Here is a 15,399-nt window from a genome sequence, read left to right as displayed (position 1 = left end):
CGCGCCCACCGGGGTTAAGGCATGAAACGATAGCCGACGCCGGTTTCGGTCAGCAGGTGTTTGGGCCGGGCCGGATCGGCTTCGAGCTTCTGCCGCAAATGGCCCATGTAGATGCGCAGATAGTGGCTGTGCTCTACGTAGTTCGGCCCCCAGACGTGGCTCAATAGCTGACGTTGGGTGATCACCTTGCCGGCGTTGGCCAGCAGCTCCGCCAACAGGCGAAACTCGATCGGCGTCAGATGCAGATCTTCGTCGTTGCGCAGCACCCGGCGATTCACCAGATCGACGGTGATCGCCGAAAAGCTCACCAGCGGGCTTTCCTGTTGGCTGGCGGAGTGGCGGCGCAGCGCGACCCGCACCCGCGCCAGCAGCTCGCCGATGCCGAACGGCTTGCTGAGGTAGTCGTCGGCGCCGGCGTCCAGCGCGGCGATCTTGTCCTCTTCGGCGTTGCGCGCCGACAGCACGATCACCGGAATGGCGCTCCACTGCCGCAGATCGCGGATGTAGCTCAGCCCGTCGCCATCCGGCAACCCCAAATCCAGGATGATCAGATCCGGTTTGCGCGTGCCGGCCTCAATCAGCCCCCGCTGCAGCGTTTCACTTTCAAACACCCGCAGGCCTTCGCTCTCCAGCGCGGTGCGCACGAAGCGGCGGATCTCTTTTTCATCTTCAACAATCAGAATGTTGGTTGGCGTTATGCTCACGTTTCCCCTGCGTTGATTACAGATCGAAGGCGTCGCCGTCGATCTCGGGCGGTTTTTCCAGCGGCAGCACGAAGCGGAAGCTGGCGCCGCCGTTGGCGCCGTTTTCCGCCCAGATGCGGCCGTCATGCACTTCAATAATGGCACGACAAATCGCTAACCCCAAGCCGACGCCGGGGATCGCCGACTCTTTATTGCCGCGTGAAAACTTGTCGAAAATCAGCTGCAGCTGATCGGCGGGGATGCCGGGGCCGTTATCCCAGACCTCGACTTCCAGCCACTCGGGCAGCGTGCGGGCGCGAATGCCGATGGTGGCCTCGGCGCCGGCGTATTTATTGGCGTTTTCCAACAGGTTGGTGAACACCCGTTCCAGCAGGCTGCCGTCGCAGTTGACCAGGATCTGTTCCGGCGGCAGCTCGACCTCGATCGGATGCTGGCTGAGCAGCGGTTCCAGCATGTGCAGCGAGGCGCCGACGATCTCTTCCAGCGACTGCCACTCTTTACGCAGGCTGAAACCGCCGGACTGGATGCGCGCCATATCCAGCAGGTTGTTCACCAGCCGGGTGGTGCTCAGCACCTGCTGGCGGATCTGGCTGGCCTGGGTGGCGTGATTGGAGCCTTCGGCCGCGAGGTCCAGCGTGAGAATTTCCGCCTGGCCGAACAGCACGGTCAGCGGGGTGCGCAGATCGTGCGACAGCGCCGCCAGCAGCGAGTTGCGCAGCTGTTCGCGTTCGGCGTCCAGCTTGGCTTCTTCGGCGCTGCGCGCCAGGTGCAGCCGTTCCAGCGCGCTGGCGATCAGCACTGCGAAGGTTTGCAGCAGCCGCTGTTGTTCCGGCACCATCAGCTGGCGCAGGTTGTTGGGTTCGATGGCTAACAGGCCGAAGGTCTGTTTGGGGGTATTGAGCGGCAGCAGCTGGTAAGGCACGCCGGGCAGGGTGTCGGTGCCGGCGCCGGCCGGCAAGCCTTTATCGAAACTCCAGCGTGCGATGGCTTCGTCTACCGACAGCAGCCCGCCTTCCTCGCCGATCATTTGCTGCAGCCGACCGTCTTCCTGCGGTAGTAGCAGCACGGTTTTCGCCTGGAAGCTGCTGGAGAGGAAATGACGGCTGGTGTTGGCGATGTCGGCCACGGTCAGCGCGCGGCTCAGCCCGCGTGACATTTCGTACAGGTGGCGCGCCCGCTGCTCGCGATAGCGCGCCACCCGGGCCTGATAACGCACCCCGGCGGTCAGGTTGCCGATGATGATGCCGACGGCGAGCATCACGCCGAAGGTCAGCAGATACTGCATATCGCTGACGGCGAACGACCATTCGGGCTGAACGAAGAACAGATCGAAACTGGCGACGTTGATCACCGCCGCCAGCACCGATGGCCAGCGGCCGAAGAACAGCGCGACGATCGCCACGCCGAGCAGGTAGACCATCACCAGGTTGGCCTGATCGAAGCCCGGCAGCAGCCACTGCGAGAGCAGGGTAATCAGCGCGCACAGCGCCACCGCCACCGCGCAGCCGCGCAGCTGCATGCGCCATTTCTCATTGAAGCTGCGGCCGTCGTGCTCCTTGCCCGGCGGCGGCTGTGCGGCGTCGTTGTCCAGCGCGACGATCACCAGATCGAGATCCGGGCCCAGCCGGCCGAGGCGATCGGCGAAACTGCCGCGCAGCTTCCAGCGCTGCTCGCTGCGGCGGCCGATGATGATTTTGCCGAGGTTATGCTCGCGGGCGTAGCGCAGCACTGCGCGCTCTTCGGACGGATCGGCCAGGGTGGCGGTTTCGGCGCCCAGCTCCTGCGCTAGCCGCAGCGCGCGCAGAATGGCGCGGCGCTGGTTTTCCGGCAGCCGGTGCAGCTTGGGGGTTTCCACGTAGACCGCATGCCAGTGGCAGCCGAGCCGCGCCGCCAGCCGGGCGGCGATGCGCACCAGCTTTTCGTTGCCGCTGTTGTGGCCGACGCACAGCAGAATGCTGTCGCGGGTGTGCCACACTTTCTCGCGCCCCTGGGTGTCGCGAAACTCGCGCATCTGGTCATCGACCCGATCGGCGGTGCGGCGCAGCGCCAACTCGCGCAGGGCGATCAGGTTGCCTTTACGGAAAAAATGCTCGATGGCGCGCTCGGCCTGGCCGGGAATATACACTTTGCCTTCGTGCAGCCGTCGGCGCAGATCGTCCGGCGGCAGATCGACCAGCACCACTTCGCTGGCCTCGTCAAACACGTGGTCGGGCACCGTTTCGCGCACCCGCACGCCGGTCACGCCGCCCACCACGTCGTTCAGACTTTCCAAATGTTGCACGTTGACGGTAGTCAGCACGTCGATGCCGGCGTCCAGCAGCTCTTCCACATCCTGCCAGCGTTTGGGGTGGCGCGAACCGTGGGCGTTGCTGTGCGCCAGTTCGTCCATCAGGATCAGCGCCGGATGGCGCGCCAACGCGGCGTCGAGGTCGAATTCATGCACCAGTCGCCCACGATGCTGGATGCGCTTTTGCGGCAACAGCGCCAGGCCGTCGAGCAGGGCGGCGGTCTCGCTGCGGCCGTGGGTTTCCACCACGCCGACCAGCACATCCAGCCCCTGAGCGCGCAAACGCTGGGCCTCCTGCAGCATGGCGTAGGTTTTGCCCACGCCGGCGCAGGCGCCGAAGAATACCTTCAACCGGCCGCGCGGTTTTTCATTGGCCAGCGCCAGCAGGCTATCGGGATCGGGACGCTGCTGTTCTTCTTCGACCATGACAATTCCTTGTGTTACCAAGCAAAAAGGGGTTCGGCACGCCGAACCCTATCACTATGCTGAATACGGCGCGTTACTTCAACGCATCCAGCGCCAGGTTCAGTTTCAGCACGTTGACCACCGATTCGCCCATGAAGTTGGGCGTGGCCCGATCGGTGTTGTCTTCGATCAGTTTGGCGACCTGTTCCGGCGGCAGATGACGCGCCGCCGCGACCCGCGCCAGCTGATACCGCGCCGCAGCGGTCGAGATCTGCGGATCCAGCCCGCTGCCGGAGGCGGTCAGCAGATCCACCGGGATCGGGCCGCTCATGGCCGGATTGGCCTGGCGCAGCTGCGCCGCGCGTTCGGCGATAGCCTTATCCAGCGCCGGGTTGGTGGCCGCCAGGTTGCTGCCGGCGGAGGCCAGTGGATTATAGGCTGAATCGCCGGTCGCCGACGGGCGGCCCCAGAAATAGTCGGCGCGCGTGAACTTCTGGCCGATCAACGCGGAGCCGACCGCCTTGTTGCCCTGGTACAGCAGCGAACCGTTGGCCGCGCCCGAAAACAGCAGCTGCGCCAGCCCGGTGGTCAGCAGCGGATAGGCGATGCCGGTGATCAGCGTCAGCAGGATCAACATCACCAGCGCAGGTCGTAAATACGTCATGTTCATTTCCCTCAATGGTTAACCGGCGACGTGCAGCGCGACCAGGATCAGGTCGATCAGTTTGATGCCGACGAACGGCACCAGCAGACCGCCGACCCCATACAGCCACAGGTTGCGGCGCAGCAGAGCTGCGGCGCTCATCGGTTTGTAGCTCACCCCTTTCAGCGCCAGCGGGATCAGAAACACGATCACCAGGGCGTTGAAGATCACCGCCGACATGATGGCGGAGGCGGGGGAGTGCAGGTGCATCACGTTCAGCGCGTTCAGCTGCGGATAGGTGGCCGCGAACGCCGCCGGAATGATGGCGAAGTACTTGGCCACGTCGTTGGCGATGCTGAAGGTGGTCAGCGAGCCGCGCGTCATCAGCATCTGTTTGCCGATATGCACCACTTCGATCAGCTTGGTCGGGTTGGAATCCAGATCGACCATGTTGCCCGCCTCTTTGGCGGCCTGGGTACCGGAGTTCATCGCCACCGCCACATCGGCCTGCGCCAGCGCCGGGGCGTCGTTGGTGCCGTCGCCGGTCATCGCCACCAGACGGCCTTCCGCCTGATACTGGCGGATCAGCGCCAGCTTGGCTTCCGGCGTGGCTTCCGACAGGAAGTCGTCCACCCCGGCTTCGGCGGCGATCGCCGCCGCGGTCAGCGGGTTATCGCCGGTGATCATCACCGTTTTGATGCCCATCTTGCGCAGCTCATTGAAGCGCTCTTTGATGCCGCCCTTGACGATATCCTTCAACGCCACCACGCCCAGCACCCGTGCGCCTTCCGCCACCACCAGCGGCGTACCGCCGGTGCGCGCCACGCTTTCCACCAGATCGTCCACCGCCCGCGGGAAGTGCCCCTGATTGGTTTCGACGTGACGGCGAATGGCGTCCACCGCGCCTTTGCGGATCATGCGCTCCTGCACGTTGACGCCGCTCATGCGGGTCTGGGCGGAGAAGGGCACGAAGGTGGCGTTCAGCGCCTGCAGATCGCGCTCGCGCAGGTTAAAGCGCTGTTTGGCCAGCACCACGATGCTGCGGCCTTCCGGCGTTTCGTCCGCCAGCGAGGCCAGCTGCGCGGCATCCGCCAGCTCTTGCTCTTTCACGCCCGGCGCCGGCAGGAACTCCGAAGCCTGGCGGTTGCCCAGCGTGATGGTGCCGGTTTTATCCAGCAGCAGCACGTCCACGTCGCCGGCGGCTTCCACCGCGCGGCCGCTGGTGGCGATCACGTTGGCGCCGAGCATGCGGCTCATCCCGGCCACGCCGATGGCGGACAACAGACCGCCGATGGTGGTGGGGATCAGGCAAACCAGCAGCGCGACCAGCACGGTGATGGTGACCACGCTGCCGCTGCCGGCCGCCTGGACGCTGTATTGCGAGAACGGGAACAGGGTGGCGGTGGCCAACACGAACACGATGGTCAGCGCCACCAGCAGGATGGTCAGCGCGATTTCGTTCGGCGTTTTGCGGCGTTTGGCGCCTTCCACCATGGCGATCATGCGATCGAGGAAGGTTTCCCCCGGGTTGACGCTGCACTGCACCACCAGCCAGTCGGACAGCACGCGGGTGCCGCCGGTGACCGAAGAGAAGTCCCCGCCGGATTCGCGGATCACCGGGGCGGATTCCCCGGTGATGGCGCTTTCATCCACCGAGGCGCCGCCCTCCAGCACTTCGCCGTCGCACGGAATGGTGTCGCCGGCTTCCACCAGCACGATATCGCCTTTGCGCAGGCTCTCGGCAGCCACTTTCTCCGTGGCGCCGTCGCGGCGCGGGCCGGCCAGTTTTTTCGCCCAGCTGGTTTTCTTGGTGCCTTTCAGGCTTTCCGCCTGGGCCTTGCTGCGGCCTTCGGCCAGCGCCTCGGCGAAGTTGGCGAACAGCACGGTGAACCACAACCACAGGGCGACGCTGCCGGTAAAGGCGGCGGCGCCGTCGGTTTGGCCGGCGAGGATCGCCAGCCAGATGGCGGTGGTCAGAATGCTGCCGATATACACCACGAACATCACCGGGTTGCGCCATTGAACGCGAGGATCCAGTTTTTTCACCGCATCGATCAGCGCGGTGCGCACCAGGGCCGGTTCAAACAGCGCGCGTTGTTTGCGAGTCATCTCTTATTCTCTCTCTGTGACGTCGGTTAGTTTGCCAACCAAAGTTGCAAATGCTCGGCCACCGGGCCCAGCGCCAGCGCAGGCACGAAGGTCAGCGCACCCACCAGCAGCACGGTGCCGATCAGCAAGCCGATAAACAGCGGCCCATAGGTCGGCAGGGTGCCGTTGCCCGCCGGCTGGCGCTGCTTGGCGCTCAGTGAACCGGCGATCGCCAGCACCGGCAGGATCACCCCGAAACGGCCGACGAACATGGCGAAGGCCAGCAGCAGGTTGTAGAACGGCGTATTGACGCTCAACCCGGCGAAGGCGCTGCCGTTGTTGTTGGCGGCGGAGGACAGTGCATACAGCACTTCGCTGAAGCCGTGGGCGCCCGGATTGAGGATGCCGGCGCGGCCCGCGTCGGTGCCGATGGCCAGCGCGCTGCCCAGCAACACCAGCGCCGGCGTGACCAGGATCGCCAGCGCGGTCATCTTCATGTCATAGACGTCGATCTTCTTGCCCAGATATTCCGGGGTGCGGCCGATCATCAGACCGGCGATAAACACCGTCAGCAGCACGAACAGCAGCATGCCGTACAGGCCGGAGCCGACGCCGCCGAACACCACTTCACCGATCTGCATCAGCCACATCGGCACCATGCCGCCCAGCGCGGTGAAGGAGTCGTGCATGGCGTTGACCGCCCCGCAGGACGCGGCGGTGGTCACCACCGAGAACAGGCTGGTGGCGAGAATGCCGAAGCGCGACTCTTTGCCTTCCATATTGATGTTGCTGTCGGCGCCCAGCGCGCTCAGGTGCGGGTTGCCCGCCAGCTCGGCGTACATCACCACCACCACCGCCACCACGAAGATCAGCGCCATCGCCCAGATCAGCGCGTGGCCCTGACGGTTTTCACCGGCCAGTTGTCCGAAAGAGAAGCACAGCGCGCAAGGGATCAGGAAGATGGCCAGCATCTGCACGAAGTTGGTCAGCACGGTCGGGTTTTCGAACGGGTGCGCCGAGTTGGCACCGAAGACCCCCCCGCCGTTGGTGCCGAGCATCTTGATCGCTTCCTGCGAGGCGACCGGCCCCATCGGCAGCGTCTGCTGCGCGCCTTCGAGCGTGGTGACGTGCAGGTAAGGCAGGAAGTTTTGCAGCGTGCCCTGGCTGACGAAGAACAGGGCGATCAGCAGCGCGATCGGCAGCAGCACATACAGCGTGATGCGGAACAGATCGGCCCAGGCGTTGCCGACGGTCTTGCCGGCGCGGCGGGTAAAGGCACGGATCAGCGCAAAGGCCACGGCGATGCCGGTGGAGGCGGAAACGAAGTTCTGCACCGCCAGCCCGGCCATCTGGCTGAAATAGCTGAGGGCGCTTTCACCGCTGTAGGCTTGCCAGTTGGTGTTGGTGACGAAGCTGACGGCGGTGTTGAGCGCCAGATCCCAGGAGAGGCCAGGGAAGCCTTGCGGGTTGAGCGGCAGCGAGCCCTGCGCCATCAGCAGGGCGAACAGCAGCGCCAGGCCGAGCAGGTTAAACGCCAGGATCGCCAGCGCGTACTGCCACCAATTCATCTCGGTGGGGCGGATGCCGCAGGCGCGCCAGACGCCGGCTTCCACTGCGCGCAGCGCAGGCAGCGGCTCACCTTCGATCAGGCGCGCCATAAAACCGCCCAGCGGCCGGGCCAGCAGCAGAAGCACCAGCAGGAAACTGGCGATCAGTAAAAAGGCTGAAGCCGCCATCAGAAATCCTCCGCGTTAAACAGGGCGTAGACCAGATAGGCCAACAGCAGCAGAACCAACAGCGCACCACCAATAACGCTGAAACTCACGGGACACCTCCAGAGGTGTTGTTTTTGATAGAGGCAGTGTAGGGAGCGGGGTAGAAAGAAGATGAAAAAATCGCGCGGGCGGGTGTAAAAAAAGTATAAAAATGGCTGAAATTTCAGCAAAAATTGAGCATTTCAACCAGCAGGTTGGCGGCGAGATTGCGCCTGATGAGTGAATAAGCAAGGGCAGCGGCGTGGAAGCAGGAACCGGATAATAACCACAACGTAACCAATGTTAAGTTAAAAATTAACTTGGTTGTAACAAAATTACGAATCGCCGCGGTGATTAGCGATTTTTTGTGCGATTTAGTGGTCGGATGAGTAGTAAACTTTCATCAAGTGCGCTAAAATTTTGTCCAGTTACCAAATTACCGATTGTTCATTTGATACGCCCACGCCGTTTTCCCTGACAAATCAACGGCAGGCGTTTTTAAGGAGGTTCGCATGTCTACGACCTATCACGCTTATTCACTGCATCGGATTCTCCTGCGCCGCAGCGCAGTGGTGATCGCGGGCATTTTGGCCCTGCCGGTGATGCTGTTCCGCAGCGATCGCGGGCGTTTTTACAGCTACCTGCACCGCGTCTGGTCAAAAACCAGCGATAAGCCGGTCTGGCTGCAGCAGGCGGAACTGGCGTCCTGCGACTTCTACTGAGTCACTGCCGACTCACGAACAACCCTCGCCCTGCGGCGGGGGTTTTTTTATGCCCCAAGCCCGCTGCCGTCAAGCGCAAGGTCGTATTTGGCAAGCCATTCTTCTACACTTTCCTCATCGACCAACACCACGAGAGAACGGTATGAGTGACAAGATCCCTATCGGCATCAGCGCCTGTTTACTGGGCGACGCGGTGCGTTTCGACGGTGGCCACAAGCGGCTGGCCTTCGCGGTGGAACAGTTGGCGCCCTATGTGCGCTTTGAGCCCGTTTGCCCGGAAATGGCGATCGGCCTGCCCACGCCGCGCCCGGCGCTGCGTCTGGTGAAACAGGCGCAGCCGTGGCCGGCGATGCGCTACAGCAACGACGCCGGCGTGGATCTGACCGAGGAGATGCGCAGTTTCTCCGCGCAGCGCGTGGCTGCGTTGCAACACCTGTGCGGCTATATCGTCTGCGCCAAGTCGCCGAGCTGCGGCCTGGAGCGGGTGCGGGTCTACAGCGAGAACGGCAAGGACTCGCGTAAAAACGGCGTCGGGCTGTTTACCGCCGAGCTGCTGCGCCAGATGCCGTGGCTGCCGGTGGAAGAGGATGGGCGTTTGCAGGATGCGGCGCTGCGGGAAAACTTTATCGAGCGAGTGTACGCGCTGTATGAGTTGAACATGCTGTGGCGTCAGGGGCTGACCCGCGGCGGGCTGATCGCGTTTCACAGCCGCTACAAACTGTCGTTGCTGGCGCATTCGCAGCCGGCGTACCGCGAACTGGGGCGTTTCGTCGCCGACATTCATCGCTGGGACTCGCTGGAAGACTTCGCCGTGGAGTACCGCAGCCGCCTGATGGCGCTGTTGGCGCACAAGGCGACGCGCCGCAACCATACCAACGTGCTGATGCACGTGCAGGGTTACTTCCGCCGCCAGCTCAGCGCGGCGCAGCGCCAGGAGCTGGCGCACCTGATCGACCGCTACCGGCAGGGCATGCAGCCGCTGCTGGCGCCGATCGCCTTGCTTAAGCATTACATGGCGGAATACCCCGACAGTTATCTGGCGGAGCAACGCTATTTCGAACCTTATCCGGAGGCGCTGCGTTTGCGTTACGGCCATTGATTGACAAGGGAATTTTATGACCACGCATCTGGTCTGGTTGCGTAACGATCTGCGTATCACCGACAACAAAGCGCTGCACGCTGCCTGCAGCGATCCCAAAGCCCGGGTGCTGGCGGTGTTTATCGCCACCCCGCAGCAGTGGCGGCAGCATGAGATGGCGCCGCGGCAGGCGGCGCTGATCTACGCCAGCCTGCGGGCGGTACAGCAGGCGCTGGCGCAAAAGGGCATTGCGCTGCATTGCCATGCCGGCACGGACTTTGCCGCGTCGATCGACTGGCTGGCGGAGTATTGCCGGCGAGAGCAGGTGGACGCGCTATTTTACAACCGCCAGTACGAACTGAATGAACGGCGACGCGATGCGCGGCTGGAGCAGCAGTTGAATGGACGGGTAACGTGCCACGGTTTTGATGACAGCCTGCTGTTGCCGCCGGGCAGCGTGCTAACCGGCGGCGGCGAGATGTACAAGGTTTATACGCCGTTTCGCAACGCCTTCATTCAGCGCCTGACTGAGTCCGACGTGAGCTGCCTGCCGGCGCCGAAGATCCGTGCCGATGGCGCGTTGCCTGCGCCTGAGGCGCCTGTGGCGTTCGATTATCCCGCGGCGGACATCGGGGATGACTATCCCGCCGGCGAGGAGGCCGCGCTGCAGCGGCTGCGCGCCTTTTGTCGTGAGCAGGTGCAAGATTACCTTCGGCAGCGCGATCTGCCCGCCATCGCCGGCACCAGCAGCCTGTCGCCCTATCTGGCGATCGGCGCGCTGTCGCCGCGCCAGTGTTTTAACCGCCTGCGCGCCGAATGCCCGCAGCTGCTGGAAGATCGCGAGAGCGGCGCTTTCGCCTGGCTGAACGAGCTGATTTGGCGCGAGTTCTATCGCCACCTGCTGGTGGCCTACCCCGAGCTGTGCCGCCATCGTCCCTTTATCGCCTGGACGGACAAGGTGCGCTGGAGCGATGACGCGGCGAAGCTGCAGGCCTGGCAGCGGGGCGAGACCGGCTATCCGATCGTCGATGCCGCCATGCGCCAGCTGAACGCTACCGGCTGGATGCACAACCGGCTGCGCATGATCAGCGCCAGTTTTCTGGTGAAGGACCTGCTGATCGACTGGCGGGCCGGGGAGCGCTACTTCATGTCGCAACTGCTGGACGGGGATCTGGCGGCCAATAACGGCGGCTGGCAGTGGGCGGCCTCCACCGGCACCGACGCCGCGCCGTATTTCCGCATCTTTAACCCGACCACCCAGGGTGAACGTTTTGATCCACAAGGCACTTTCATCCGTAAATGGTTGCCGGAACTGGCGGATGTGCCCGACAATGACATCCATTACCCCCACCGCTGGGCGGAAAAGCAGCGCCGTACGCTGAACTACCCGCTGCCGATCGTCGATCACAAACAAGCCCGCGTGGAGACGTTGGCGGCGTTCGAGGCGGCGAAACGGGGAGAGTCTTGAGGCAACTGCAAGGAGCGACGTAATGATGAAAAAGGTGCTGGCCCTGTGCCTGAGCGGCTATTCCGCGCTGGCGATCGCCGGCTTTGACGTGGTGGCGCTGGGTGTCGACGGCGGCGTCAGCGACGGCAACCTGACCTCTTATCTGATCCGCAGCGATAATCAGCCGCAGTATGTGGCGCTGGACGCCGGCTCGCTGCTGCCGGGCATCGCCAAAGGGCTGGAGAAGGGCAGTTTCCCGCAGGTGACCCCTGAGCTGGCCGCGCCTTACACGCCGCAGGGCTATGTGTTCCGGCAGTTGATCGGCGGCTATTTCATCAGCCACGGCCATCTGGACCACGTGGCGGGGCTGATCGTCGGCTCGCCCGAGGATAATAAAAAAACCGTTTACGCCCAGGCGGACACCGTGCTGACCCTGCGCAACCATTACTTCAACTGGAAGGCCTGGCCGAACTTTACCGACGCCGGCAACGGCTCGCGGCTGGGCACCTACCGGCTGCAAACGGTGCGGCCGCAGCAGCGCTTTACCCTCGGCCTGACCGGGTTGACCGGCGTGATGTACCCGCTCAGCCACGATCGCTACCCGTCGTCAATGCTGCTGATTTCCAACGGCAACGAGTTCTTCGCCTACTTCGGCGATACCGGGCCGGACAAGGTGGAGCAGTCGCGCGATCTCGATACCGTGTGGCGCGTGCTGGGGCCGCTTGTCGAGCAGAAAAAGCTCAAGGGCATGATTATCGAAACCTCTTACCCCAACGGGGTGGAGGACAAACATCTGTACGGCCATCTGACGCCGGCCTGGCTGCTGAAGGAGCTGAAGAACCTGACGCAGTACAGCGGCGGCGAAGGCTCGCTGAACGGTCTGCCGGTGGTTGTCAGCCACATCAAGCCGAGCCTGAAGCAGGGCGAAGACGCGCGCGCCGCCATTGCGCAGCAGCTGGCGCAGGGCAACGATCTGGGAGTGAAATTCATCCTGATGGCGCAGGGCGACCGGCAGACATTTTGACTATGAAGAGAGAAGAGAATGCGTAACCTCGATCTGGAACAACTGATCAACACGGAACTGAACGCCGCGGCGTTTCAGGACTATGCCCCCAATGGATTGCAGGTGGAAGGGCGCCCGCACGTGCAGCGCATCGTGACCGGCGTCACCGCCTGTCAGGCGCTGTTGGACGCCGCGGTGGCGCATCAGGCCGACGCGATCATCGTGCATCACGGCTATTTCTGGAAAAACGAGGCGCCGGCGGTGCGCGGCATGAAGCGCAACCGCCTGAAAACGCTGTTGACCCACGACATCAATCTGTACGGCTACCACCTGCCGCTGGACGCGCATCCGGTGCTGGGCAACAACGCGCAGCTGGCGCAGGCGCTGGGCATTCGGGTGATTGGCGACGTCGAGCCGCTGGTGCCGCACGGGGAATTCGAACAGCCGCTGACCGGCGAAGCGCTGCAACAGCGCATCGAAAGCCGGCTGGGGCGCGCGGTGCTGCACTGCGGCGATAACGCGCCTGAGCATATTCGCCGAGTGGCCTGGTGCACCGGCGGCGGCCAGGGCTTTATCGACAGCGCGGCGCGCTTCGGCGTCGATGCTTTCATCAGCGGTGAAGTGTCTGAGCAGACCATTCACAGCGCGCGCGAAATGGGCGTGCATTTCTTTGCCGCCGGCCACCACGCGACCGAGCGCGGCGGCGTGAAAGCGCTGGGGGAATGGCTGGCTCAGCACCACGGTTTTGATGTGACCTTTATCGATATCCCGAATCCCGCCTGATTTTTTCTGCGTCGGATCCAGCCCGGCCTGCGCGCCGGCTGAATCCTTTTACCGCGCTATTTCCTTATTTTCCTTATGGTTGCGTTCTATTGACAGCCGGGGCTGCGTCACGCATAACTGGTGTGTTTTTCAGCGCGATAATAATAAGGAGAATAAGGGTGCAACAAGCGCGTTATTACCTTTTAGGTGAAAGAGCGGTAGTGCTTGAACTGTCACCGCCGGTGACGTTGCCGAGCCAGCAGCGCATCTGGGCGCTGGCGGAAAAGCTGAATCATCATCCCGACGTGCGGGAAGTGGTGCCGGGAATGAACAACCTGACGCTGCTGTTGCATACGCCACAGGCCGACGCCGAAGCGATGCTCGCGTTACTGCAGCAGGGGTGGGAAAGCAAAGAGCGCCTGACGCCGGAGTCGCGTCAGGTGGAGATCCCGGTTGTCTACGGCGGGGAACAGGGCCCCGACCTGGATGAGGTGGCGCGCCATACCGGCATGACGCCGCGACAGGTGGTGGAATGCCATGCGGCGGCGGCTTACGTGGTCTATTTTCTCGGCTTTCAGCCGGGCTTCTCCTATTTGGGCGGCATGCCGGAAAAACTGGCGACGCCGCGCCGCGCCGAACCGCGTCTGGCGGTGGCGGCCGGCTCCGTCGGTATCGGCGGCGGCCAGACCGGCATCTATCCGCTGACGACACCCGGCGGCTGGCAGCTGATCGGCCGCACGCCGCTGGCGTTGTTCAATCCCCATGAAATGCCGCCGACGCTGCTGCGCCCGGGTGATAGCGTACGCTTTGTGCCGCAGAAGGAGGGCGTATGCTGATTATTCTGCGTGCCGGCATCTATACCACGGTGCAGGATTTGGGCCGTGAAGGATTTCGCCGTCTGGGCATCAGTACCGGCGGCGCGTTGGATCAACCGGCGCTGAAGATCGCCAACCTGCTGGTGGGCAACGCGCCGGAGGCCGCCGGGCTGGAGATCACGCTCGGCCAGTTCAGCGCCGAGTTTACCCGTCCCGGCTGGATCGCCCTGACCGGCGCCGGCTGCGACGCGCAGCTGGACGGTAAGCCGCTGTGGACCGGCTGGCGCTACCCGGTGAAAAAGGGGCAGCGTCTGGTGCTGGGCACGCCGAAGCGCGGCATGCGCAGTTATCTCGCGATCGCCGGCGGTATCGCCGTGCCGGAAATGCTGGGCTCGCGCAGCACCGACATGAAAGCCGCTTTTGGTGGGTGCGAGGGGCGTAATCTGAGGGACGGCGATCGGTTGCCGCTGGGCCAATCCGCCGCTGAACCGCAAACCCGCTGTGGCGTGAAGCAGTTGCTGTTCACCAATCGCATCCGTGCGTTGCCGGGGCCGGAGTACGCCGAATTCAGCGAAGAGGCGCAAGATACGTTTTGGCGCGCCGCCTGGCAGCTCAGCCCCCAGAGCAACCGCATGGGCTACCGTTTGCACGGCGGCACGCCGCTGGCACGCACCACCGAGAGAGAGATGCTGTCGCACGGTCTGATGCCTGGTGTGGTGCAGGTGCCGCACAACGGCCAGCCGATCGTGCTGATGGCCGATGCGCAAACCACCGGCGGTTACCCGCGCATCGCCTGCGTGATCGAAGCCGATCTTTACCATTTGGCGCAGATCCGTCTCGGCGAACCGATCCATTTCGTTCTCTGTTCACTGGCCGAGGCGCAGCGCGCCAAGGCCGAGCAGGATCTTTTCCTTCGACAGATTGCCTGGGGGTTACATGATCGTTGATTTGAACGCCGATCTCGGCGAAGGCTGCGCCAACGACCAGGCGCTGTTGCAATTGGTGAGCTCGGCCAACATCGCCTGCGGCTTCCACGCCGGCGATGCGCAGACCATGCGTCAGTCGGTGCGCTGGGCATTGCAGTACGGCGTGGCGATCGGCGCCCACCCGAGTTTTCCCGATCGGGAGAATTTCGGTCGCACTCGCATGCAGCTGCCGCCGGAAACGGTGTACGCGCAGGTGGTGTATCAGCTCGGGGCGCTGGCGGCCATCGCCCGCGCCGAGGGCGGGGTGATGGTGCACGTTAAGCCGCACGGCATGCTGTACAACCAGGCGGCGGTTGAGCCGGCGCTGGCGGAAGCCATCGCCCGGGCGGTGCAGGCGGTCGATCCGGCGCTGCGGCTGGTGGGGCTGGCCGGCAGCGAGCTGATCCGCGCCGGGCAACGGCTCGGTCTGACCACCCGGCAGGAGGTGTTCGCCGATCGCGGTTATCAGGCCGACGGCACGCTGGTGCCGCGCGGTTTGCCGGGGGCATTGATCGAGGATGACGAACAAGCGCTGGCGCAAACCCTGGAGATGGTGCGCCATCACCGGGTGCGCAGCGTCGATGGCGTTTGGACCGCCGTACAGGCGGAGACCGTCTGCCTGCACGGGGACGGCGAGCATGCGCTGGCGTATGCGCGCAAGCTGCGGGACAGTTTTGTTCAACAGGGCATCCGCGTCAGCGCAGAGCAGTAAAGCAAGACACAACA

14 protein-coding genes are annotated in these 15,399 nt (G+C 63.8%); 8 read left to right on the top strand and 6 right to left on the bottom strand.

From position 1 onward, the window contains the following. Nucleotides 1-14: 14 nt before the first annotated feature. The 6 genes from kdpE to J9788_RS25255 all read right to left on the bottom strand — a co-directional run bounded on the left by kdpE (nt 15) and on the right by J9788_RS25255 (nt 7,952). On the bottom strand, nt 15-704 hold the full coding sequence (kdpE, locus tag J9788_RS12485; RefSeq protein ID WP_033637458.1) for a two-component system response regulator KdpE: 690 nt from the start codon (nt 702-704) through the stop codon (nt 15-17). Between the two features lie 16 nt (nt 705-720). Next, nucleotides 721-3,417: a two-component system sensor histidine kinase KdpD gene (gene kdpD / locus J9788_RS12480; RefSeq protein WP_182264972.1), complete on the bottom strand. Its 2,697-nt coding sequence runs from the start codon at nt 3,415-3,417 to the stop codon at nt 721-723. A gap of 73 nt (nt 3,418-3,490) precedes the next feature. After that, a complete protein-coding gene (gene kdpC, locus J9788_RS12475) occupies nt 3,491-4,060 on the bottom strand; it encodes a potassium-transporting ATPase subunit KdpC (RefSeq protein ID WP_182264971.1) in 570 nt (189 codons plus the stop codon). Between the two features lie 18 nt (nt 4,061-4,078). Next, nucleotides 4,079-6,148, bottom strand: a complete 2,070-nt coding sequence (gene kdpB, locus J9788_RS12470) for a potassium-transporting ATPase subunit KdpB (protein WP_182264970.1) — start codon at nt 6,146-6,148, stop codon at nt 4,079-4,081. Nucleotides 6,149-6,174: 26 nt separating this feature from the next. After that, complete coding sequence (kdpA, locus tag J9788_RS12465) at nt 6,175-7,863, bottom strand: potassium-transporting ATPase subunit KdpA (RefSeq protein ID WP_182264969.1); 1,689 nt, start codon at nt 7,861-7,863, stop codon at nt 6,175-6,177. Further along, a complete protein-coding gene (locus J9788_RS25255) occupies nt 7,863-7,952 on the bottom strand; it encodes a K(+)-transporting ATPase subunit F (protein ID WP_016928742.1) in 90 nt (29 codons plus the stop codon). Before J9788_RS25255 ends, kdpA begins: the two co-directional genes overlap by 1 nt. A 441-nt stretch (nt 7,953-8,393) precedes the next feature. Between J9788_RS25255 and J9788_RS12455 the strand changes: the two genes are divergently transcribed. From J9788_RS12455 to pxpA, 8 genes are all read left to right on the top strand, one after another. Beyond that, nucleotides 8,394-8,603, top strand: a complete 210-nt coding sequence (locus J9788_RS12455) for a YbfA family protein (protein ID WP_004939916.1) — start codon at nt 8,394-8,396, stop codon at nt 8,601-8,603. Nucleotides 8,604-8,745: 142 nt separating this feature from the next. Next, nucleotides 8,746-9,702, top strand: a complete 957-nt coding sequence (locus J9788_RS12450; protein ID WP_033651168.1) for a DUF523 and DUF1722 domain-containing protein — start codon at nt 8,746-8,748, stop codon at nt 9,700-9,702. 16 nt (nt 9,703-9,718) lie between these two features. Beyond that, complete coding sequence (gene phrB, locus J9788_RS12445) at nt 9,719-11,149, top strand: deoxyribodipyrimidine photo-lyase (protein ID WP_182264968.1); 1,431 nt, start codon at nt 9,719-9,721, stop codon at nt 11,147-11,149. Nucleotides 11,150-11,171: 22 nt separating this feature from the next. Continuing rightward, nucleotides 11,172-12,152 (top strand): MBL fold metallo-hydrolase, encoded by a 981-nt coding sequence (locus tag J9788_RS12440; protein ID WP_044031756.1) that lies wholly within the window; start codon nt 11,172-11,174, stop codon nt 12,150-12,152. Nucleotides 12,153-12,170: 18 nt separating this feature from the next. Beyond that, nucleotides 12,171-12,914 (top strand): type 2 GTP cyclohydrolase I, encoded by a 744-nt coding sequence (locus J9788_RS12435; RefSeq protein ID WP_016928738.1) that lies wholly within the window; start codon nt 12,171-12,173, stop codon nt 12,912-12,914. A 158-nt stretch (nt 12,915-13,072) separates the two neighbouring features. Further along, on the top strand, nt 13,073-13,729 hold the full coding sequence (pxpB, locus tag J9788_RS12430; RefSeq protein WP_182264967.1) for a 5-oxoprolinase subunit PxpB: 657 nt from the start codon (nt 13,073-13,075) through the stop codon (nt 13,727-13,729). Beyond that, nucleotides 13,723-14,655 carry a 5-oxoprolinase subunit PxpC gene (pxpC, locus tag J9788_RS12425; RefSeq protein ID WP_182264966.1) on the top strand — a complete coding sequence of 311 codons (933 nt, stop codon included), beginning with the start codon at nt 13,723-13,725 and terminating at the stop codon, nt 14,653-14,655. Before pxpB ends, pxpC begins: the two co-directional genes overlap by 7 nt. Next, on the top strand, nt 14,645-15,385 hold the full coding sequence (gene pxpA, locus J9788_RS12420; RefSeq protein WP_004939906.1) for a 5-oxoprolinase subunit PxpA: 741 nt from the start codon (nt 14,645-14,647) through the stop codon (nt 15,383-15,385). Before pxpC ends, pxpA begins: the two co-directional genes overlap by 11 nt. Nucleotides 15,386-15,399 lie beyond the last annotated feature (14 nt).

Source organism: Serratia sp. X10, from assembly GCF_017811775.1.
GTDB lineage: Bacteria > Pseudomonadota > Gammaproteobacteria > Enterobacterales > Enterobacteriaceae > Serratia > Serratia ureilytica.
The sequence above is the reverse complement of the archived record's forward strand: the minus strand, read 5'-3'. Positions and strand labels throughout refer to the sequence as shown.